This window comes from Enterobacter cloacae complex sp. (assembly GCF_900322725.1).
GTDB lineage: Bacteria > Pseudomonadota > Gammaproteobacteria > Enterobacterales > Enterobacteriaceae > Enterobacter > Enterobacter quasihormaechei.
In genome coordinates, this window is record NZ_LT991957.1 from 1,525,212 (window position 1) to 1,542,503 (window position 17,292).

Sequence of the window (17,292 nt, forward strand, 5' to 3'; positions counted from 1 at the left end):
CGATGAAACTACTCATAGTTGAAGACGATCTGTTATTGCAGGAAGGGTTAGCGCTGGCGCTGGGGAATGAGGGCTACGCTCTGGACTGTGCCGCCACGGCGGCGGAAGCTGACGCGCTGATCCAGAGTGGTGAATACAGCCTGGTGATCCTGGATTTAGGCCTGCCAGATAAAGACGGCGCGGCGCTGCTCTGCCAGTGGCGTCGTCGCGGAGTCGAGAATCCTGTATTGATTCTTACCGCCCGCGATGCCATTGAAGACAGAATTAACGGGCTGGATTCCGGGGCTGACGATTATCTGGTAAAACCCTTCGCCCTTGCCGAGCTACAGGCGCGCGTACGGGCACTGATTCGGCGCTATCAGGGCCACAGCGACAACCTGCTGACGGACGGAGATATCACCCTTAATCTGCAAACCCAGCAGGTGCTTCGCCAGTCTCAGCCTGTGGAAGTGACGCCAAAAGAGTTCGCTCTGCTGACGCGCCTGATCATGCGCAGCGGGCAGACCGTGCACCGTGAGACGCTGCAACAGGACATCTACTCCTGGCAGGACGATCCGGGTTCAAACACGCTTGAAGTGCACATTCATAATCTGCGGCGCAAGCTCGGTAAAGATCGTATCAAAACCGTACGCGGCGTGGGTTACCGTCTGGAGAGCCAGAAATGAACAGTATGCGCCGGCGATTAATGGTGTTGCTGGCGGTGATACTGCTCTTTTTTCAACTGATTAGCGTGGTCTGGCTATGGCATGAGAGCCGCGAGCAAATCGGTTTTCTGGTGAACGAAACGTTGTCTGCAAAAGCGCGCAACAACCATGTTGAAAAAGAGATCCGCGAAGCCATTGCCTCCCTGCTGGTTCCTTCTCTGGTGATGGTCGGATTTACCCTGTTTTTCTCATTCTGGGCAGTCACCTGGATCACCCGGCCACTCAACCAACTTCGCGCCAGCCTTGCGAACCGCTCGGCGGATAATCTGACTCCCCTGCCGATGTATTCGGATATGGAAGAGATAGGCGCAGTAACTGCGTCGCTGAACCAACTGCTCGCCCGGCTGGACCACACTATCCAGCAGGAACGCCTGTTCACCGCCGATGCGGCGCACGAGTTACGAACGCCGCTTGCGGGGATCAGGCTTCATCTGGAGCTGATGGCCCAGTCCGGTTCTCCGCAGGCCACGCCACTCATAAGCCGTATCGACCAGCTGATGCATACGGTAGAACAGCTGCTGATGCTGGCGCGTGCCGGCCAGGCGATGGCCAGCGGCCATTACGATACCGTGAACTGGACAGAAACTATTATTGCCCCGCTCAGACTGGAGCATGAAGCTAAAGAGCATACGGTGATATGGCCTGCTGAAAGCACGCTGACGGTGCAGGGAGATGCCGTTCTGTTACGTCTGATGTTAAGGAACCTTCTGGAGAATGCCGCCCGCTACAGCCCGGCAGGCACAACCATTGAAGTGGCATTAACGGCGACGGAAGGCGGTACCCGGGTCAGCGTTACCGATCAGGGGCCGGGTATAGATGAGGCGCACCGACAGTCGATCACCGAACCTTTCCGCCGTCTCGACCAGCGCTACGGCGGCAGCGGCCTTGGGCTGAGCATTGTACAGCGTATCGTGCAGCTCCATCATGGTCATTTAACGCTGGAAAACGGTGCTGAGGGCGGCTTAATCGCCAGCTGCTGGCTACCCGCGAAGATAGGATAAAAAAAGCCCCGTCAGGGGCTTTATGCAGGGCTTAGTGCTTGTAAATGAACTCGACGCCTTCTTCGTCGTCTTCATCCCAGTCATCGTCCCAGTCTTCATCATCTTCTTCCGCTTCCAGCTCTTCAAGCTGCTGGCGGTGGTAGTCATCCCACATGAATTCGACTTTTTCAGGCTGTTTCGCTTCTTCTGCCTGAACAATCGGATTCTCGATGATAAAGGTCATTACATCCCAGCAGAGTTCTTTCACGCCAACCTGGCTGGCGGCAGAGATCAGATAGTACTTATCTTCCCAACCCATCGCTTCGGCAATCGCTTTTGCCTTCGCTTCAGCTTCCGCTTTGTCCATCAGATCGATCTTGTTGAACACCAGCCAGCGTGGTTTTTCCGCCAGTTTTTCACTGTATTTTTCCAGTTCGCCGATAATGATACGGGCGTTTTCAACCGGATCGGAACCGTCGATCGGATCGATGTCGATGAGATGCAACAGTACGCGGCAACGCTCAAGGTGCTTCAGGAAGCGAATACCCAGACCGGCGCCTTCTGCCGCCCCTTCAATCAGACCCGGAATGTCAGCTACCACGAAGCTCTTTTCGTTATCCATACGGACAACGCCCAGGCTCGGCACCAGCGTAGTAAACGGATAGTCCGCCACTTTTGGTTTCGCCGCAGACACTGCACGGATAAACGTTGATTTACCGGCGTTAGGCATACCCAGCATACCTACGTCTGCCAACAGCATCAGTTCAAGTTGCAGGTCGCGCTTATCGCCCGGAGTACCCATCGTTTTCTGACGCGGGGTACGGTTAACGGACGATTTGAAACGGCTGTTACCCAGACCGTGCCAGCCGCCTTTCGCCACCATCAGGCGCTGACCGTGTTTGGTCATATCACCCATGGTTTCGCCCGTGCCCTGATCGATGACACGCGTACCCACCGGCACTTTGATCGTCACGTCTTTACCGCGTTTACCGGTACAGTCGCGGCTCTGGCCGTTCTGGCCACGCTCGGCGCGGAAAGATTTTTCGAAACGGTAGTCGATCAGCGTGTTGAGGTTTTCATCCGCCTCCAGCCACACGTCACCGCCGTCACCGCCGTCACCGCCGTCAGGACCGCCACGAGGAATATACTTTTCACGGCGGAAGCTTACACAACCGTTACCGCCATCACCTGCCACGACCAGAATCGTCGCTTCATCAACAAACTTCATTTTACTCTCCGTAACTCATTCGCCTGAGCGGGGGACTATTACAACCGCTTCATTTTTGCGCCAACGTCCCCAGAGACGATGACCAATGGCGGAATACATCGCGCCCGCAACCACGACAAACGCACCGAGATAACCCAACAGGTTGAGCATCGGCTTGACGAAGACATCGGGCCAGGCCATTGATAACAAATCTGAAAATAACAGCGTAAACAGCGGGGTAAGCGTGATTAGGGCGCTCACCTGTGCTGCCTGCCAGCGCGCCATGGCTTCCGCCAGCGCGCCATAACCAACCAGCGTATTCAGCCCACAAAAAATGAGGCACGCCAGTTGCCAGTCGCTGAGCTGGGTAATCACACCCGGCTTCGCTAACGGCAATAATGCCAGTGTACACAAAGTGTACAGCAAAAAGAGGATCTGCTGTGAGGCAAGACGGCGCAATAACACCTTTTGCGCGACGCCATAACTCACCCAGACCGTTGCTGCACCCACCCCGAAAATGACACCCCAGGTGTAATCCGTCAGGCGGGTAAAAATCTCGATCAGGCTGGTGTTAAAGAACATCACCAGACCGCAAAGCAGCATGCTTGCCCCGATGATCTGCGTGCCGCGCATCTTCTCCTTGAGGATAAAGACGCTGGCGACCATCATGCCGACCGGTGAAAGTTGCCCAATCACCTGCGACGCTGTAGGGCTAAGATATTGCAGGGAGGAGCTGAACAGAATGAAGTTCCCGAACAGACCGCCCGTCGCGATAGCCAGTAATACCAGCCAGCGCGGTTTTCGGAAGATGCGCAGCGGTGGCAGCTTACCTTTGACGGCCAGAATGACGCCCAGGCCAATGCTTGCCATCAGGAAGCGATAAAACACCACCGTAGGCGGTTCCATCACTTCCAGTACCTGCTTCATTGCAATTGGCAGCGCACCCCAGCACATTGCGGTAGTGAGCGCCAAAAGAATACCAATGCCGGCCTGCTGCTTCATGCCCGTTTTCCCTACAGAAAATTTTCCGGGTTTCCAATGTAAAAAGCCCCGCAACACGTTGCGGGGCTTTAATCCGTTACCGGACCGAGAAAACCTTACTCAGCAACGATGCTGATGTATTTACGGTTGTTCGGGCCTTTAACTTCAAATTTCACTTTACCGTCTGCTTTAGCAAACAGAGTGTGGTCACGACCGCAACCTACGTTGGTACCCGCGTGGAACTTGGTGCCACGCTGACGAACGATGATGCTACCCGCCAGAACGGATTCGCCACCGAAACGCTTAACGCCCAGGCGTTTAGCTTCTGAATCGCGACCGTTACGTGTGGAGCCGCCAGCCTTTTTATGTGCCATTTAAATCTCTCCTCAGGTCTTAGGCGCTGATGCCAGTAATTTTCACATCAGTGAACCACTGACGGTGGCCCTGCTGCTTACGATAGTGTTTACGACGACGAAACTTAACGATTTTAACTTTCTCGCCACGACCGTGAGCAACAACTTCAGCTTTGATAACGCCGCCATCAACGAAAGGAACGCCGATTTTGACTTCTTCACCGTTTGCGATCATCAGAACTTCTGCGAACTCAACAGATTCGCCAGTTGCGATGTCCAGCTTTTCCAGGCGAACGGTCTGACCTTCGCTTACTCGGTGTTGTTTACCACCACTTTGGAAAACCGCGTACATATAAACTCCGCTTCCGCGCACATCCTCGTATGATTCAGAGTGCGCTATAAATATTCACAATAGGGCGCGAATATTACGCAAAACGCGAGCCTTTGACAAGTGCTACCATCAATACATGAAGAAAAAAAACACAACACGTACGGTAACGTTTATCTGAGCCGTTTTTTCAGTACAATCAGCAATACTATTTATAAACCGAAACCCTTTGTGTACCCATCTCGTGTGGGATAAACAGGATAAAAAGCCCGGCTTTTGCGATGAATTTAGAAAAAATCAATGAGTTAACCGCGCAAGATATGGCGGGTGTGAATGCAGCAATCCTGGAGCAACTCAACTCTGACGTTCAGCTGATCAATCAGTTGGGCTATTACATCGTCAGCGGCGGCGGTAAACGTATTCGTCCGATGATTGCCATTCTGGCCGCACGCGCGGTTGGCTATCAGGGGAACGCCCACGTCACAATCGCGGCGCTGATCGAATTTATCCACACCGCCACCCTGCTTCACGACGATGTTGTGGATGAATCAGACATGCGTCGGGGTAAAGCCACCGCCAACGCCGCGTTTGGTAATGCGGCAAGCGTTCTGGTCGGGGATTTTATCTATACCCGCGCTTTCCAGATGATGACCAGCCTTGGCTCGCTGAAGGTGCTGGAAGTGATGTCAGAAGCGGTGAACGTTATTGCTGAAGGTGAAGTCCTACAGTTGATGAACGTTAACGACCCGGACATCACCGAAGAAAACTACATGCGGGTGATTTACAGCAAGACCGCACGTCTGTTTGAAGCCGCCGCGCAGTGTTCCGGGATTCTGGCAGGCTGTAGCGAAGCGCAGGAAAAAGGGCTTCAGGACTATGGCCGCTATCTCGGTACCGCATTCCAGCTGATTGATGATTTGCTGGACTACAGCGCGGATGGCGAAACGCTCGGTAAAAACGTCGGTGATGACCTGAACGAAGGCAAGCCAACGCTGCCGCTGCTCCACGCGATGCACAATGGCACACCGGATCAGGCGAAAATGATCCGTGAAGCTATCGAGCAGGGAAATGGTCGCCATCTTCTGGAACCGGTACTGGAAACAATGGCAGTCTGTGGCTCCCTGGAATGGACGCGTCAGCGTGCAGAAGAAGAAGCAGACAAAGCCATCGCCGCCATTCAGGTCATTCCTGACAGCCCATGGCGCGATGCGCTAATCGGCCTCGCGCACATCGCCGTCCAGCGCGATCGTTAATCCCCTCCTCGTCTCCCTGCGCTCCGCAGGGAGATTCCAGTACGCACCAGTAAATTACATTTCCGTGTAAGCTCATCAGGTTACAGGCCGCATGTATAAAGCCATGCCTTATTCTGAATATTGCTTCTCGTAACATGAACTTTTTAGAACAGATGTTCTAAGTGAGTATAGTAATGCTGTCTTTTCACACGAAAAGGCGTGGACGATAACGAACACAAGGACAGCATTATGGATACAAAATTCATCGACTGGCATTCTGCTGACATTATTGCGGCACTGCGTAAAAAAGGGACATCGCTGGCTGCCGAATCACGTCGCAACGGGTTGAGCTCGTCGACGCTGGCAAATGCACTGACCCGCCCATGGCCGAAGGGAGAGCTGATTATCGCGAGAGCGCTGGATACGCATCCGTGGGTGATATGGCCGTCACGCTACCACGATCCCATTACCCATGAATTTATCGACAGAACGCGCATGATGCGTCAGAGCAAAACGAAGAAAGCACATCAGGACTGATGCACCGGGATTTACAGGAACAGCAATCCCCCGGCCTGTTCTGGCAGGGGGGTGCCGGAACGATTACTCGCCCTTCACACGCTCGATATTCGCACCCAGCGCGCGCAGTTTGTCTTCAATGCGCTCGTAACCACGGTCGATGTGGTAGATACGATCGACAATGGTAGTCCCTTCAGCAATACACCCTGCCAGTACCAGACTCGCAGACGCGCGCAGATCGGTCGCCATCACCTGCGCACCGGACAGTTTTTCAACGCCGTGACAGATGACCGTGTTGCTTTCAATCTCAGCATGCGCTCCCATACGGATCAGCTCCGGGACATGCATGAAACGGTTTTCGAAGATGGTTTCCGTGATGAAGCCCGTGCCTTCGGCCACCAGGTTCAGCAGCGTGAACTGCGCCTGCATATCCGTCGGGAAGGCCGGGTGTGGCGCAGTGCGCACGTTAACGGCTTTAGGACGCTGCCCGTGCATATCCAGGCTTATCCAGTCTTCACCGATTTCAATGTCCGCACCCGCATCGCGCAGCTTCGCCAGCACCGCATCCAGGGTATCCGGCTGTGCGTTACGGCAGACAATCTTACCGCCAGAAATGGCCGCCGCCACCAGGAAGGTCCCGGTTTCGATACGGTCTGGCAGGACGCGGTACACGCCGCCACCCAGACGCTCAACGCCTTCGATGGTAATACGGTCCGTGCCCTGCCCGCTGATCTTCGCACCCAGTGCGACCAGGAAGTTCGCGGTGTCCACGATTTCCGGTTCACGCGCGGCGTTTTCGATGATGGTAGTGCCTTCTGCCAGCGTAGCAGCCGACATGATGGTCACCGTTGCGCCCACGCTCACTTTGTCCATGACAATGTGCGCGCCTTTCAGACGACCATTGACGGACGCTTTCACGTAACCTTCTTCCAGCTTGATCTCCGCGCCCAGCTTTTCCAGGCCAAAGATATGCAGGTCGACGGGACGCGCGCCGATAGCGCATCCGCCCGGCAGTGAAACCTGACCCTGACCGAAACGCGCCACCAGCGGCCCAAGGGCCCAGATGGAAGCACGCATGGTTTTCACCAGCTCATACGGTGCTGAGAAGTTGTTCACGTTGCTGGCATCGATCCAGACGGAACCGTTACGCTCCACTTTGGTGCCCAACTGGCCGAGCAACTTCATGGTCGTGTCGATATCTTTCAGCTTCGGTACGTTCTGGATCTCTACCGGCTCTTCTGCGAGCAGCGCAGCGAAAAGAATAGGCAGCGCGGCGTTTTTAGCGCCAGAAATTGTGACTTCGCCCTGGAGACGCGTGGGTCCCTGTACACGAAATTTATCCATTGTTTGCTCTCTTATAAATTCAACCGTGCTGCGGGCGCTTCGCCCCCAGCTCAAAAACCGTTTAGTTTGCGATCGCGTGCCCACTCCTGTGGGGTGAACGCTTTAATCGACAGGGCGTGAATGCGGTTGTCCGCAATGTATTCCATCAGCGGCGCGTACACAGCCTGCTGTTTTTTCACGCGACTCATTCCGTCGAACATCTCACCCACAGCAATAACCTGGAAGTGACTGCCATCGCCAGAGACGTGGGCTTCCTGAAGGGAGAGTGCATTCATCAGCACAGTCTGGATTTCATTATTTTCCATGGGGTCTACATCATCTGATAGTGAAAACAAGCCCAACATCTTAGAGCAAAGTGGCGCCGTCTTAAACAAGCAAAAAGCCCCGACGCGCAAACTGTCGGGGCTTTAGGAAGTAACGTACTGAAAAAATTAGCGAGGTAATACGTCTTCGGGCAAATTGTAAAGCTGTGCAAGGGTGACGACGTTATCGCTTACCCCCGTCAGGGTGACGCTGCTCCCCTGCTTTTTGCCCGTGGCAACCAGGTGCGCCAGCAGCGCAATACCGGCAGTATCTACCCGCGTGACGCCATGTAGATCAATCCGCGTCACGCCCTGCATCGCGTTATGGCGAGCGTCCCACAGCGGGTTAAGCAGATCCTGATCCAGCTCTCCCGTCAGCGTCAGCGTCTCGCCGTCTCGCGCCCAGCTAAGCTGCTGCGACATTACTTCTTCTCGTCCAGGGTAATTTTCTGACGAGAGATAGACTGAAGCTGAGCCGTCAGGCCATCAATCCCTTTGGTGCGCAGCAGATCGCTCCACTCGTTCTGTTTAGTGGTGATCATGCTTACGCCTTCGGCGATCATGTCATACGCCTGCCAGTTTCCGGTCTGGCTGTTCTTACGCCACTGGAAGTCCAGGCGAACCGGCGGACGGCCGTTTGGATCGATAATTGTCACGCGGATAGGAATGATGGTGGCATCGCCCAGCGGCTGTTCAGGAGCAATCTGATAGGTCTGACCGTGATACATCGCCAGCGCCTGGCCGTAAGCCTGTTTCAGGTATTCACGGAACGCCGCGAAGTAAGCCTCGCGCTGCGCCGGGGTCGCCTCTTTGTAATAACGGCCCAGTACCAGCGCGCCCGCATACTTGATCTGCACATACGGCAGCAGCTCCTGATCCACGACATCACGCAGATAGTCAGGGTTAGAGCGGATTTTGGGCTGTTCATTTTTAAGACGGTCGAAGGTTTTCTTCGCAGCCTCATCCATCAGTTTGTACGGGTTACTCTGATCCGCAGCGTGTACCGCAGTCAGAGGGGCAATGACCAGCATGGCAACCATTAACAGTCGTTTAAACATGAATGACTTCTCCTGAAATTAATTCGTCGCGCCTGGCGTCGGTTCGACGTTGGTGTGGTCTTCACTCTGCGCAGGGGCATCGTCAGACTTTTTATCATCCCCTTTACTGTTGTAAAGGAACTGACCAATCATATCCTCCAGCACCATCGCTGACTTGGTATCCTGGATTACGCTACCGTCTTTAAGGATAGACGTTCCCAGCTCAGGATCTTCAAAACCAACGTTGAGGGCCAGATATTGCTCCCCCAGCAGGCCAGAAGTGCGGATAGAGAGCGAGCTGGTGTCAGGAATGTGGTTATAGCGCTCTTCGATATCCATCGCGACGCGCGGCAGATACGTTTTTTCATCAAGCGTAATGTCCGCTACACGTCCGATGACGACGCCACCAATACGCACCGGCGAGCGCGCCTTCAGGCCGCCGATATTATCGAAGGTCGCGTAGACGCGATACGTCGGCTCGGCGCGAACAGAGGTAATGTCCGCCGCTCGCAGGCAGATGAACAGCGCGGCCAGCAGCGCCAGAAGCAGAAACACGCCAACCCAAATTTCATTTTTTCTCGTTTGCATGAACTCAATTCCCAAACATCAGTGCGGTGAGCACAAAATCCAGACCTAAAACGGCCAGCGACGAATGTACGACAGTACGCGTCGTTGCGCGGCTAATGCCCGCCGACGTCGGAATGGCATCGTAACCATTAAACAACGCAATCCAGGTAACCGTCACAGCGAAAACCACGCTCTTGATCAGACAGTTCACCAAATCCATCCGCAGATCGATGGCGTCCTGCATGGCGGACCAGAAGAACCCGGCATCAATGCCTTTCCAGTTGACGCCGACCAGCGCGCCGCCCCAGATACCGACCGCCACAAAGAGGATAGTCAGTAACGGTAAGGAGATAACCCCGGCCCAGAAGCGCGGTGAGATCACCCGGCGCAGCGGATCGACCGCCATCATCTCCATGCTGGAAAGCTGCTCGGTGGCGCGCATCAGGCCAATTTCCGCCGTCAGTGCTGACCCGGCACGCCCCGCGAACAGCAGCGCGGCAACCACCGGCCCGAGCTCACGCAGCAGCGAGAGCGCCACCAGCATGCCAAGGCTGGTTTCCGCGCTGTAGGTTGTCAGCACCAGATATCCCTGCAACCCCAGCACCATGCCGATAAACAGCCCCGACACGATGATGATAAGCATCGACAGTACGCCGACGTTATAAAGCTGCCGCACCAGTAACGGCGCATGCTTGCGGAACTCCGGTTTGCCAACCAGCGCGTTGAACAACATTAATCCGGCACGCCCGAACGTACTGATGGTTTTTAGGCCACGGTGTCCAAGACCCGCCAACGCATTTAACAGCATGAGTGGCTTAACTCCCTATTCCCAGTAAATCGTCATGATAGTCGCCTGCCGGATAGCGGAAAGGCACCGGCCCATCTGCGATACCGTCCAGGAACTGCCGCACGCGCGGATCGCCATTCTCCTGCAACGCCTGAGCGCTGCCGTGGGCAACGATCTTTTTGTCAGCCACAATATAGGCGTAATCAGCAATGCTCAGCACTTCCGGCACGTCGTGGGAAACCACCACGCAGGTGACGCCAAGGGCGCTGTTCAGTTCTGAAATGAGCTTCACCAGTACGCCCATAGTGATAGGGTCCTGCCCGACGAACGGTTCGTCGAACATGATTAAATCCGGTTCAAGGGCAATAGCACGCGCCAGCGCGGCGCGGCGCGCCATTCCGCCAGAGAGTTCGGACGGCATAAGTTTCGCCGCCCCCCGCAACCCCACGGCTTCGAGCTTCATCATCACCGTGCTGTGCAACAGCGCAGGAGGAAGATGGGTGTGCTCACGCAGCGGATAGGCCACGTTGTCAAATACGTTCATATCGGTGAACAGCGCACCCGACTGAAAGAGCATGCTCATTCGTTTGCGAACCGTGTAGAGGCGCGAGCGAGACATCTCCGGAACGTTTTCACCGTCGAAGAGAATTTCGCCGCTGTCAGGAGGGATTTGCCCGCCGATAAGACGCAGCAACGTCGTTTTACCGATCCCTGACGGCCCCATGATGGCGGTGATTTTACCGCGCGGCACGGTCAGCGAAATATCATCAAATATCACCCGGCTGCCGCGAGAAAAACTGACGCCCCGGACATCGACTATATTCGCCATCGTTTGGCTCATTTATGGTTCCTTACTTACCTTGCTTCACGGCTGGCATGAAGCGTAAATCAGCCCTAAACCCCGCATTTTTACAGAATATTCACTGTTGGGGTTAGCTAAAGCTGGCATTTGTTTTACTTTTCCGGCGCATAAAGTCAAAATTAGGAATTCGTCACGTCTCAGACTTCATCTGGCGCCAGAATCCGTGCGCAGTGGACCAGCGAGTATACCTGAAGAAAGGATTTTTGATGCTTTTAGCAACAGCACTGTTAATAATTGGTTTACTGTTGGTGGTCTACAGTGCTGACCGTTTGGTCTTTGCCGCATCCATTCTTTGTCGACTCATTGGCATGCCGCCCATCATTATCGGGATGACGGTGGTCAGTGTAGGCACATCGCTTCCTGAAATCATTGTTTCTGTTTCAGCCTCGCTGCATGGTCAGGTCGACCTCGCTATCGGCACCGCGATTGGCTCTAACATCGTCAATATATTACTGATTTTAGGCTTAGCCGCATTGCTGCATCCATTTCGCGTCCATTCTGATGTTTTGCGCCGCGAATTGCCGCTAATGTTAGTCGTTAGCCTGCTGGCTGGCTACGTGCTTTACGACGGGGTGCTGAGCATTGATGACGGTATATTCCTGCTCGCCCTGGCCGGGATCTGGTTGCTTTACAGCGTGAAAATCGCGCGTCTGGCGGAAAAACAGGGCAACGATAGCCTCACGCGTGAGCATCTCGCCGAGCTGCCCAGGGAAGGCACCTTACCCGTCGCCCTGCTGTGGCTGGGCGTCGCGCTGATCATCATGCCGATGGCCACGCGGATGGTCGTCGATAACGCGACGGTGCTGGCGAACGCGTTTGCGATGAGCGAACTGACAATCGGTCTGACGGTCATCGTCATCGGCACCAGCCTGCCAGAGCTGGCCACCGCCATTGCCGGGGCGCGTAAAGGGGAAGATGATATCGCCATCGGCAATATCATTGGCTCTAATATTTTCAATATCGCGATCGTGACGGGGCTGCCGGCGCTGATCTCGCCGGGGCCGTTTAACCCCATGGTCTTCACGCGCGATTACGGTGTGATGCTGCTGGTCAGCGTCATTTTCGCCCTGCTCTGCTGGCGGCGAAAAGAGCAGATCGGCAAAGGCGCAGGCGCGCTGCTGACGGGTGGATTTATCGTATGGCTGGCGATGCTGTACTGGCTCTCGCCACTTCTCTCTGGGTAAACGGAAACGCATTATGTCGCAAATAGAATTGCAGCCGGGTTTTGACTTTCAGAAAGCAGGCAAAGACGTTCTGGAGATTGAACGTGAAGGTCTGGCGCAGTTAGATCAGTACATTAATCAGGATTTTAGTCTGGCCTGTGAGAAGATGTTCTACTGTGCCGGTAAAGTCGTAGTGATGGGGATGGGCAAGTCTGGTCATATCGGGCGCAAAATGGCGGCGACCTTTGCCAGCACCGGCACCTCGTCCTTCTTCGTTCATCCGGGTGAAGCCGCGCACGGTGACCTCGGTATGGTTACGCCCCAGGACGTGGTTATTGCGCTGTCTAACTCCGGGGAATCGAATGAAATTCTGGCGTTGATTCCGGTGCTGAAGCGCCTGCACGTCCCGCTGATTTGCATGACCAGCCGCCCGGAAAGCAGCATGGCGCGTGCGGCAGATATTCACTTGTGTGTGAAGGTGCCGAAAGAAGCCTGTCCTCTGGGGCTGGCCCCGACCTCCAGCACCACCGCCGCGCTGGTGATGGGCGATGCCCTTGCCGTTGCGCTGCTGGAAGCCCGCGGTTTTACGCCTGAAGATTTCGCCCTGTCTCACCCCGGCGGCGCGCTCGGGCGCAAACTGCTACTGCGGGTTAACGATATTATGCACACCGGGGATGAAATCCCGCACGTCAGCAAAGAGGCTTCTCTGCGCGACGCGTTGCTGGAAATCACCCGCAAAAACCTGGGCATGACGGTCATCTGTGACGACCTGATGAAGATTCAGGGCATTTTCACCGACGGTGACCTGCGCCGTGTGTTCGATATGGGTGTGGATGTCCGAACGCTGGGCATCGCGGATGTGATGACGCCAGGCGGGATCCGCGTCCGTCCGGGCACGCTGGCGGTCGATGTGCTGAACCTGATGCAGTCCCGTCATATCACCTCAGTGATGGTTGCCGATGGCGACCAACTGCTGGGTGTGGTACATATGCATGATCTGCTGCGCGCAGGCGTAGTGTAATGAAGGATAAGACAATGAGTAATGCGGGTGCATCCCTTGCAACCTGTTATGGCCCGGTGAGCGCCCAGATGATGGCAAAGGCGGAAACTATCCGCCTGCTGATCCTCGATGTAGACGGCGTGCTTTCCGACGGTCTGATTTATATGGGCAATAACGGCGAAGAGCTGAAAGCCTTTAACGTTCGCGACGGTTACGGTATCCGCTGTGCGCTCACGTCCGGTATTGACGTTGCAATCATCACCGGGCGGAAAGCTAAACTGGTAGAAGATCGGTGTGAAACGCTGGGCATTACGCATCTCTATCAGGGACAGTCTGATAAGATGGTAGCCTTCCGGGATTTGCTGGAAAAACTGGCCATTGCGCCAGAGAATGTGGCGTACGTCGGGGATGATTTGATCGACTGGCCAGTGATGGCGGAGGTGGGTCTGAGCATTGCCGTGGCTGACGCACACCCGCTGCTGATCCCGCGTGCTGATTACGTTACCCATATTCACGGTGGCCGCGGTGCCGTGCGTGAAGTCTGCGATCTGCTTCTGCTGGCGCAGGGCAAGCTTGATGAGGCGAAAGGGCAATCGATATGAGTAAAACCAGACGTTGGGTTATCATTCTGCTTTCGCTTGTCGTCCTGATCCTGATTGGCGTGAACCTCGCCGACCGCGATGATACGCAAACGGAAGTGGTCAACACGAGCGACCCGACCTACAAAAGCGATCGCAGCGATACCGTGGTCTATAGCCCGGAAGGCGCACTGAACTATCGCCTGATTGCTCAGCATGTCGAATATTTTTCAGATGACGGTGTTTCGTGGTTTACCCAGCCGGTGCTGACCACCTTTGATACCGACAAAGTGCCGACGTGGTCGATCAAGTCTGACCGGGCAAAACTGACAAATGACCGTATGCTTTATCTGTATGGTCACGTTGAGGTCAACGCCCTGACCGCTGACGCTCAACTGCGCAAAATTACGACCGATAACGCCCAGATCAACCTGGTCACCCAGGATGTCACGTCGCAGGATTTAGTCACCCTGTATGGCACAACATTTAATTCCAGCGGTTTAAGAATGCGCGGGAACTTACGCAGCAAAAACGCCGAGCTGATTGAAAAGGTTAGAACCTCCTATGAAATTCAAAACAAACAAACTCAGCCTTAAAGTTGTTATCGCCAGCGCGCTGCTGGCGGCCAGTCTTCCCGCGCTTGCTGTGACTGGCGACACCGAGCAGCCGATTCATATCGAATCTGATACGCAGTCTCTGGATATGCAGGGTAACGTTGTTACCTTTACCGGCAACGTCGTCGTGACCCAGGGCACCATCAAAATCAATGCCGATAAAGTGGTCGTTACCCGTCCGGGCGGCGAACAGGGCAAAGAGATTATTGATGGTTATGGCAACCCGGCCACGTTCTACCAGATGCAGGACAACGGCAAGCCGGTAAAAGGCCATGCCTCGCATATGCACTACGAACTGGCGAAGGATCTGGTCATCCTGACCGGTAATGCTTACCTGGAACAGCTGGACAGCAACATCAAAGGCGACAAGATCACCTATCTGGTGAAAGAGCAGAAAATGCAGGCCTCCAGCGAAAAAGGTAAACGCGTCACTACCGTGCTCGTGCCTTCGCAGTTGCAGGACAAGAACAACGGTCAGGCTCCGGCACAGAAAAAGAGTAACTAATTCGTTATGGCAACATTAACTGCAAAAAACCTCGCGAAAGCGTACAAGGGCCGCCGCGTCGTCGAAGATGTCAGTCTGACCGTCAACTCCGGCGAAATCGTGGGCTTGCTTGGCCCTAACGGTGCGGGTAAAACCACAACCTTCTACATGGTGGTGGGCATTGTCCCGCGTGACGCTGGCAACATCATCATTGATGATGAAGACATCAGCCTGCTGCCGCTGCATGCCCGCGCGCGTCGTGGCATCGGCTACCTGCCGCAGGAAGCGTCTATCTTCCGCCGCTTAAGCGTGTTCGATAACCTGATGGCCGTGCTCCAGATCCGTGACGATCTGACCAGCGAGCAGCGCACCGACCGCGCGAACGAGCTGATGGAAGAGTTTCATATTGAACATCTTCGCGACAGCCTCGGTCAGGCGCTGTCCGGCGGTGAACGCCGCCGCGTTGAGATTGCGCGCGCGCTGGCAGCAAATCCGAAATTTATCCTGCTGGATGAGCCGTTTGCGGGCGTTGACCCGATTTCGGTTATCGATATCAAACGTATCATTGAGCATCTGCGCGACAGCGGGCTTGGCGTACTGATCACGGACCACAACGTACGCGAAACGCTGGCCGTGTGTGAACGCGCCTACATTGTGAGCCAGGGCCATCTGATTGCCCACGGTACGCCGCAGCAAATCCTCGAAGATGAGCATGTTAAGCGCGTGTACCTTGGGGAAGACTTCAGACTCTGATAGGGTAGAGGTTAAGTCACGCCGAACCGGAGAAAAACGCGCTGAACATGAAGCAAGGTTTGCAATTACGGCTCAGCCAGCAACTGGCCATGACGCCGCAGCTACAACAGGCCATCCGTCTGTTGCAGTTGTCCACGTTAGAACTCCAGCAGGAGCTCCAGCAGGCGCTGGACAGCAATCCGCTGCTGGAGCAAACCGATCTTCATGACGAGGTAGATACCCAGCAAACGCAGGACACGGAAACGCTCGACACCGCCGATGCGCTCGAACAAAAAGAGATGCCGGACGAGCTGCCGCTGGATGCCAGCTGGGATGAAATCTACACCGCAGGAACGCCTTCCGGCACGCGCGCGGACTATCAGGACGACGAACTGCCGGTCTATCAGGGCGAAACCACCCAGTCGCTTCAGGACTACCTGATGTGGCAGGTGGAGCTGACGCCTTTCTCGGATACCGATCGCGCGATTGCCACCTCGATTGTCGATGCCGTTGACGACACGGGCTATTTGACCGTGACGCTGGACGATATTCTGGAAAGCATCGGCGATGACGACATTGAGATGGAAGAGATCGAAGCCGTCCTCAAGCGCGTCCAGCGTTTCGACCCGATTGGCGTCGCCGCGAGAGATCTGCGCGACTGCCTGCTGATCCAGCTTTCGCAGTTTGCCAAAGAGACACCGTGGATTGACGAAGCCCGGCTCATCATCAGCGATCATCTGGATCTGCTGGCGAACCACGATTTCCGCACCCTGATGCGCGTCACGCGTCTCAAAGAAGAGGTGCTGAAGGAAGCGGTGAATCTGATCCAGTCACTCGATCCGCGTCCGGGACAGTCGATCCAGACCAGCGAACCGGAATATGTCATTCCTGATGTGCTGGTGAGAAAGCACAACGGCCGCTGGGTCGTTGAACTGAACGCCGACAGCCTTCCTCGCCTGCAAATCAACCAGCAATATGCCTCCATGTGCACCAGCGCACGTAACGACGCCGATAATCAATACATTCGCAGCAACCTTCAGGAAGCACGATGGTTGATTAAGAGCCTGGAGAGCCGAAATGACACGCTGCTGCGCGTCAGCCGCTGTATTGTCGAACAGCAGCAGGCGTTCTTTGAACAGGGCGAAGAGTTTATGAAACCGATGGTGCTGGCAGACATCGCCCAGGCCGTCGAGATGCATGAATCAACCATTTCCCGCGTGACTACGCAGAAGTACCTGCACAGTCCGCGCGGTATTTTTGAGCTTAAGTATTTCTTCTCCAGCCACGTGAACACTGAAGGCGGCGGCGAAGCCTCGTCAACGGCCATTCGCGCACTGGTGAAGAAGTTGATCGCCGCGGAGAACCCCGCGAAGCCACTCAGTGACAGTAAGTTAACCACCATGCTGTCCGATCAGGGTATTATGGTGGCACGCCGTACTGTTGCGAAGTATCGAGAGTCTTTATCCATTCCGCCGTCTAACCAGCGTAAACAACTGGTTTGACACAACCGATAAGGAAGAC

Annotated in this window: 22 protein-coding genes; 11 read left to right on the top strand and 11 right to left on the bottom strand. The window is 55.1% G+C overall.

Translation table 11 applies throughout. The features are described 5' to 3' along the window. Positions 1-2: 2 nt before the first annotated feature. Both pmrA and pmrB read left to right on the top strand, forming a co-directional pair. Positions 3-665 carry a two-component system response regulator PmrA gene (gene pmrA, locus DBR02_RS07665; RefSeq protein WP_063451041.1) on the top strand — a complete coding sequence of 221 codons (663 nt, stop codon included), beginning with the start codon at positions 3-5 and terminating at the stop codon, positions 663-665. Next, the gene (pmrB, locus tag DBR02_RS07670; RefSeq protein WP_063867566.1) at positions 662-1,705 is read left to right on the top strand and encodes a two-component system sensor histidine kinase PmrB; all 1,044 of its coding nucleotides are present in this window, start codon (positions 662-664) and stop codon (positions 1,703-1,705) included. Before pmrA ends, pmrB begins: the two co-directional genes overlap by 4 nt. A 31-nt stretch (positions 1,706-1,736) precedes the next feature. Here the strand turns inward: pmrB and cgtA are convergent, their stop codons facing one another. The 4 genes from cgtA to rplU all read right to left on the bottom strand — a co-directional run bounded on the left by cgtA (position 1,737) and on the right by rplU (position 4,577). Then, positions 1,737-2,912: an Obg family GTPase CgtA gene (gene cgtA / locus DBR02_RS07675; protein ID WP_107533974.1), complete on the bottom strand. Its 1,176-nt coding sequence runs from the start codon at positions 2,910-2,912 to the stop codon at positions 1,737-1,739. 15 nt (positions 2,913-2,927) lie between these two features. Continuing rightward, positions 2,928-3,893 carry a DMT family transporter gene (locus DBR02_RS07680; RefSeq protein WP_107533976.1) on the bottom strand — a complete coding sequence of 322 codons (966 nt, stop codon included), beginning with the start codon at positions 3,891-3,893 and terminating at the stop codon, positions 2,928-2,930. 95 nt (positions 3,894-3,988) lie between these two features. Continuing rightward, on the bottom strand, positions 3,989-4,246 hold the full coding sequence (gene rpmA, locus DBR02_RS07685; protein ID WP_003861831.1) for a 50S ribosomal protein L27: 258 nt from the start codon (positions 4,244-4,246) through the stop codon (positions 3,989-3,991). Between the two features lie 19 nt (positions 4,247-4,265). Then, complete coding sequence (gene rplU / locus DBR02_RS07690; RefSeq protein ID WP_003025032.1) at positions 4,266-4,577, bottom strand: 50S ribosomal protein L21; 312 nt, start codon at positions 4,575-4,577, stop codon at positions 4,266-4,268. Between the two features lie 257 nt (positions 4,578-4,834). On the opposite strand from rplU, the gene ispB reads away from it, so the two are divergent. Further along, positions 4,835-5,806 carry an octaprenyl diphosphate synthase gene (ispB, locus tag DBR02_RS07695; protein ID WP_063451038.1) on the top strand — a complete coding sequence of 324 codons (972 nt, stop codon included), beginning with the start codon at positions 4,835-4,837 and terminating at the stop codon, positions 5,804-5,806. A 228-nt stretch (positions 5,807-6,034) separates the two neighbouring features. Then, positions 6,035-6,322 (top strand): DNA-binding transcriptional regulator SfsB, encoded by a 288-nt coding sequence (gene sfsB / locus DBR02_RS07700; RefSeq protein WP_063451240.1) that lies wholly within the window; start codon positions 6,035-6,037, stop codon positions 6,320-6,322. Positions 6,323-6,385: 63 nt separating this feature from the next. Here sfsB and murA read toward each other — a convergent pair whose 3' ends face one another. From murA to mlaF, 7 genes are all read right to left on the bottom strand, one after another. After that, positions 6,386-7,645: a UDP-N-acetylglucosamine 1-carboxyvinyltransferase gene (gene murA, locus DBR02_RS07705; RefSeq protein WP_107533978.1), complete on the bottom strand. Its 1,260-nt coding sequence runs from the start codon at positions 7,643-7,645 to the stop codon at positions 6,386-6,388. 50 nt (positions 7,646-7,695) lie between these two features. After that, positions 7,696-7,950, bottom strand: coding sequence for a BolA family iron metabolism protein IbaG (ibaG, locus tag DBR02_RS07710; RefSeq protein ID WP_003861840.1), 255 nt, complete (start codon positions 7,948-7,950; stop codon positions 7,696-7,698). Positions 7,951-8,076: 126 nt separating this feature from the next. Continuing rightward, positions 8,077-8,370, bottom strand: coding sequence for a lipid asymmetry maintenance protein MlaB (gene mlaB / locus DBR02_RS07715; protein WP_063451037.1), 294 nt, complete (start codon positions 8,368-8,370; stop codon positions 8,077-8,079). Further along, complete coding sequence (gene mlaC / locus DBR02_RS07720) at positions 8,370-9,005, bottom strand: phospholipid-binding protein MlaC (protein WP_063451036.1); 636 nt, start codon at positions 9,003-9,005, stop codon at positions 8,370-8,372. Before mlaC ends, mlaB begins: the two co-directional genes overlap by 1 nt. An 18-nt stretch (positions 9,006-9,023) precedes the next feature. Further along, positions 9,024-9,572 (bottom strand): outer membrane lipid asymmetry maintenance protein MlaD, encoded by a 549-nt coding sequence (mlaD, locus tag DBR02_RS07725; RefSeq protein ID WP_063451035.1) that lies wholly within the window; start codon positions 9,570-9,572, stop codon positions 9,024-9,026. Between the two features lie 4 nt (positions 9,573-9,576). Then, positions 9,577-10,359, bottom strand: coding sequence for a lipid asymmetry maintenance ABC transporter permease subunit MlaE (gene mlaE, locus DBR02_RS07730; protein ID WP_003861848.1), 783 nt, complete (start codon positions 10,357-10,359; stop codon positions 9,577-9,579). Between the two features lie 7 nt (positions 10,360-10,366). Next, positions 10,367-11,179, bottom strand: coding sequence for a phospholipid ABC transporter ATP-binding protein MlaF (gene mlaF, locus DBR02_RS07735; protein ID WP_063867565.1), 813 nt, complete (start codon positions 11,177-11,179; stop codon positions 10,367-10,369). Between the two features lie 227 nt (positions 11,180-11,406). On the opposite strand from mlaF, the gene DBR02_RS07745 reads away from it, so the two are divergent. Genes DBR02_RS07745 through rpoN form a run of 7 tightly spaced genes read left to right on the top strand, consistent with a single transcriptional unit; the run spans position 11,407 to position 17,273 of the window. Continuing rightward, complete coding sequence (locus DBR02_RS07745) at positions 11,407-12,384, top strand: calcium/sodium antiporter (RefSeq protein WP_107533981.1); 978 nt, start codon at positions 11,407-11,409, stop codon at positions 12,382-12,384. Between the two features lie 13 nt (positions 12,385-12,397). Continuing rightward, complete coding sequence (gene kdsD / locus DBR02_RS07750) at positions 12,398-13,384, top strand: arabinose-5-phosphate isomerase KdsD (protein WP_003861853.1); 987 nt, start codon at positions 12,398-12,400, stop codon at positions 13,382-13,384. A 14-nt stretch (positions 13,385-13,398) separates the two neighbouring features. Beyond that, on the top strand, positions 13,399-13,965 hold the full coding sequence (gene kdsC, locus DBR02_RS07755; RefSeq protein WP_063867563.1) for a 3-deoxy-manno-octulosonate-8-phosphatase KdsC: 567 nt from the start codon (positions 13,399-13,401) through the stop codon (positions 13,963-13,965). Then, on the top strand, positions 13,962-14,537 hold the full coding sequence (lptC, locus tag DBR02_RS07760) for an LPS export ABC transporter periplasmic protein LptC (protein WP_063451031.1): 576 nt from the start codon (positions 13,962-13,964) through the stop codon (positions 14,535-14,537). Before kdsC ends, lptC begins: the two co-directional genes overlap by 4 nt. Further along, on the top strand, positions 14,506-15,060 hold the full coding sequence (gene lptA / locus DBR02_RS07765) for a lipopolysaccharide ABC transporter substrate-binding protein LptA (protein WP_063451030.1): 555 nt from the start codon (positions 14,506-14,508) through the stop codon (positions 15,058-15,060). The genes lptC and lptA overlap by 32 nt, the downstream gene beginning before the upstream one ends. A gap of 6 nt (positions 15,061-15,066) precedes the next feature. Continuing rightward, positions 15,067-15,792: an LPS export ABC transporter ATP-binding protein gene (lptB, locus tag DBR02_RS07770; RefSeq protein WP_003861862.1), complete on the top strand. Its 726-nt coding sequence runs from the start codon at positions 15,067-15,069 to the stop codon at positions 15,790-15,792. Positions 15,793-15,839: 47 nt separating this feature from the next. Next, a complete protein-coding gene (rpoN, locus tag DBR02_RS07775; protein WP_063451029.1) occupies positions 15,840-17,273 on the top strand; it encodes an RNA polymerase factor sigma-54 in 1,434 nt (477 codons plus the stop codon). Positions 17,274-17,292 lie beyond the last annotated feature (19 nt).

Coding starts and splice junctions, on each gene's coding strand:
- pmrA (WP_063451041.1), top strand. CDS start 3: ATGAAACTACTCATAGTTGAAGACGATCTGTTATTGCAGGAAGGGTTA.
- pmrB (WP_063867566.1), top strand. CDS start 662: ATGAACAGTATGCGCCGGCGATTAATGGTGTTGCTGGCGGTGATACTG.
- cgtA (WP_107533974.1), bottom strand. CDS start 2,912: ATGAAGTTTGTTGATGAAGCGACGATTCTGGTCGTGGCAGGTGATGGC.
- DBR02_RS07680 (WP_107533976.1), bottom strand. CDS start 3,893: ATGAAGCAGCAGGCCGGCATTGGTATTCTTTTGGCGCTCACTACCGCA.
- rpmA (WP_003861831.1), bottom strand. CDS start 4,246: ATGGCACATAAAAAGGCTGGCGGCTCCACACGTAACGGTCGCGATTCA.
- rplU (WP_003025032.1), bottom strand. CDS start 4,577: ATGTACGCGGTTTTCCAAAGTGGTGGTAAACAACACCGAGTAAGCGAA.
- ispB (WP_063451038.1), top strand. CDS start 4,835: ATGAATTTAGAAAAAATCAATGAGTTAACCGCGCAAGATATGGCGGGT.
- sfsB (WP_063451240.1), top strand. CDS start 6,035: ATGGATACAAAATTCATCGACTGGCATTCTGCTGACATTATTGCGGCA.
- murA (WP_107533978.1), bottom strand. CDS start 7,645: ATGGATAAATTTCGTGTACAGGGACCCACGCGTCTCCAGGGCGAAGTC.
- ibaG (WP_003861840.1), bottom strand. CDS start 7,950: ATGGAAAATAATGAAATCCAGACTGTGCTGATGAATGCACTCTCCCTT.
- mlaB (WP_063451037.1), bottom strand. CDS start 8,370: ATGTCGCAGCAGCTTAGCTGGGCGCGAGACGGCGAGACGCTGACGCTG.
- mlaC (WP_063451036.1), bottom strand. CDS start 9,005: ATGTTTAAACGACTGTTAATGGTTGCCATGCTGGTCATTGCCCCTCTG.
- mlaD (WP_063451035.1), bottom strand. CDS start 9,572: ATGCAAACGAGAAAAAATGAAATTTGGGTTGGCGTGTTTCTGCTTCTG.
- mlaE (WP_003861848.1), bottom strand. CDS start 10,359: ATGCTGTTAAATGCGTTGGCGGGTCTTGGACACCGTGGCCTAAAAACC.
- mlaF (WP_063867565.1), bottom strand. CDS start 11,179: ATGAGCCAAACGATGGCGAATATAGTCGATGTCCGGGGCGTCAGTTTT.
- DBR02_RS07745 (WP_107533981.1), top strand. CDS start 11,407: ATGCTTTTAGCAACAGCACTGTTAATAATTGGTTTACTGTTGGTGGTC.
- kdsD (WP_003861853.1), top strand. CDS start 12,398: ATGTCGCAAATAGAATTGCAGCCGGGTTTTGACTTTCAGAAAGCAGGC.
- kdsC (WP_063867563.1), top strand. CDS start 13,399: ATGAGTAATGCGGGTGCATCCCTTGCAACCTGTTATGGCCCGGTGAGC.
- lptC (WP_063451031.1), top strand. CDS start 13,962: ATGAGTAAAACCAGACGTTGGGTTATCATTCTGCTTTCGCTTGTCGTC.
- lptA (WP_063451030.1), top strand. CDS start 14,506: ATGAAATTCAAAACAAACAAACTCAGCCTTAAAGTTGTTATCGCCAGC.
- lptB (WP_003861862.1), top strand. CDS start 15,067: ATGGCAACATTAACTGCAAAAAACCTCGCGAAAGCGTACAAGGGCCGC.
- rpoN (WP_063451029.1), top strand. CDS start 15,840: ATGAAGCAAGGTTTGCAATTACGGCTCAGCCAGCAACTGGCCATGACG.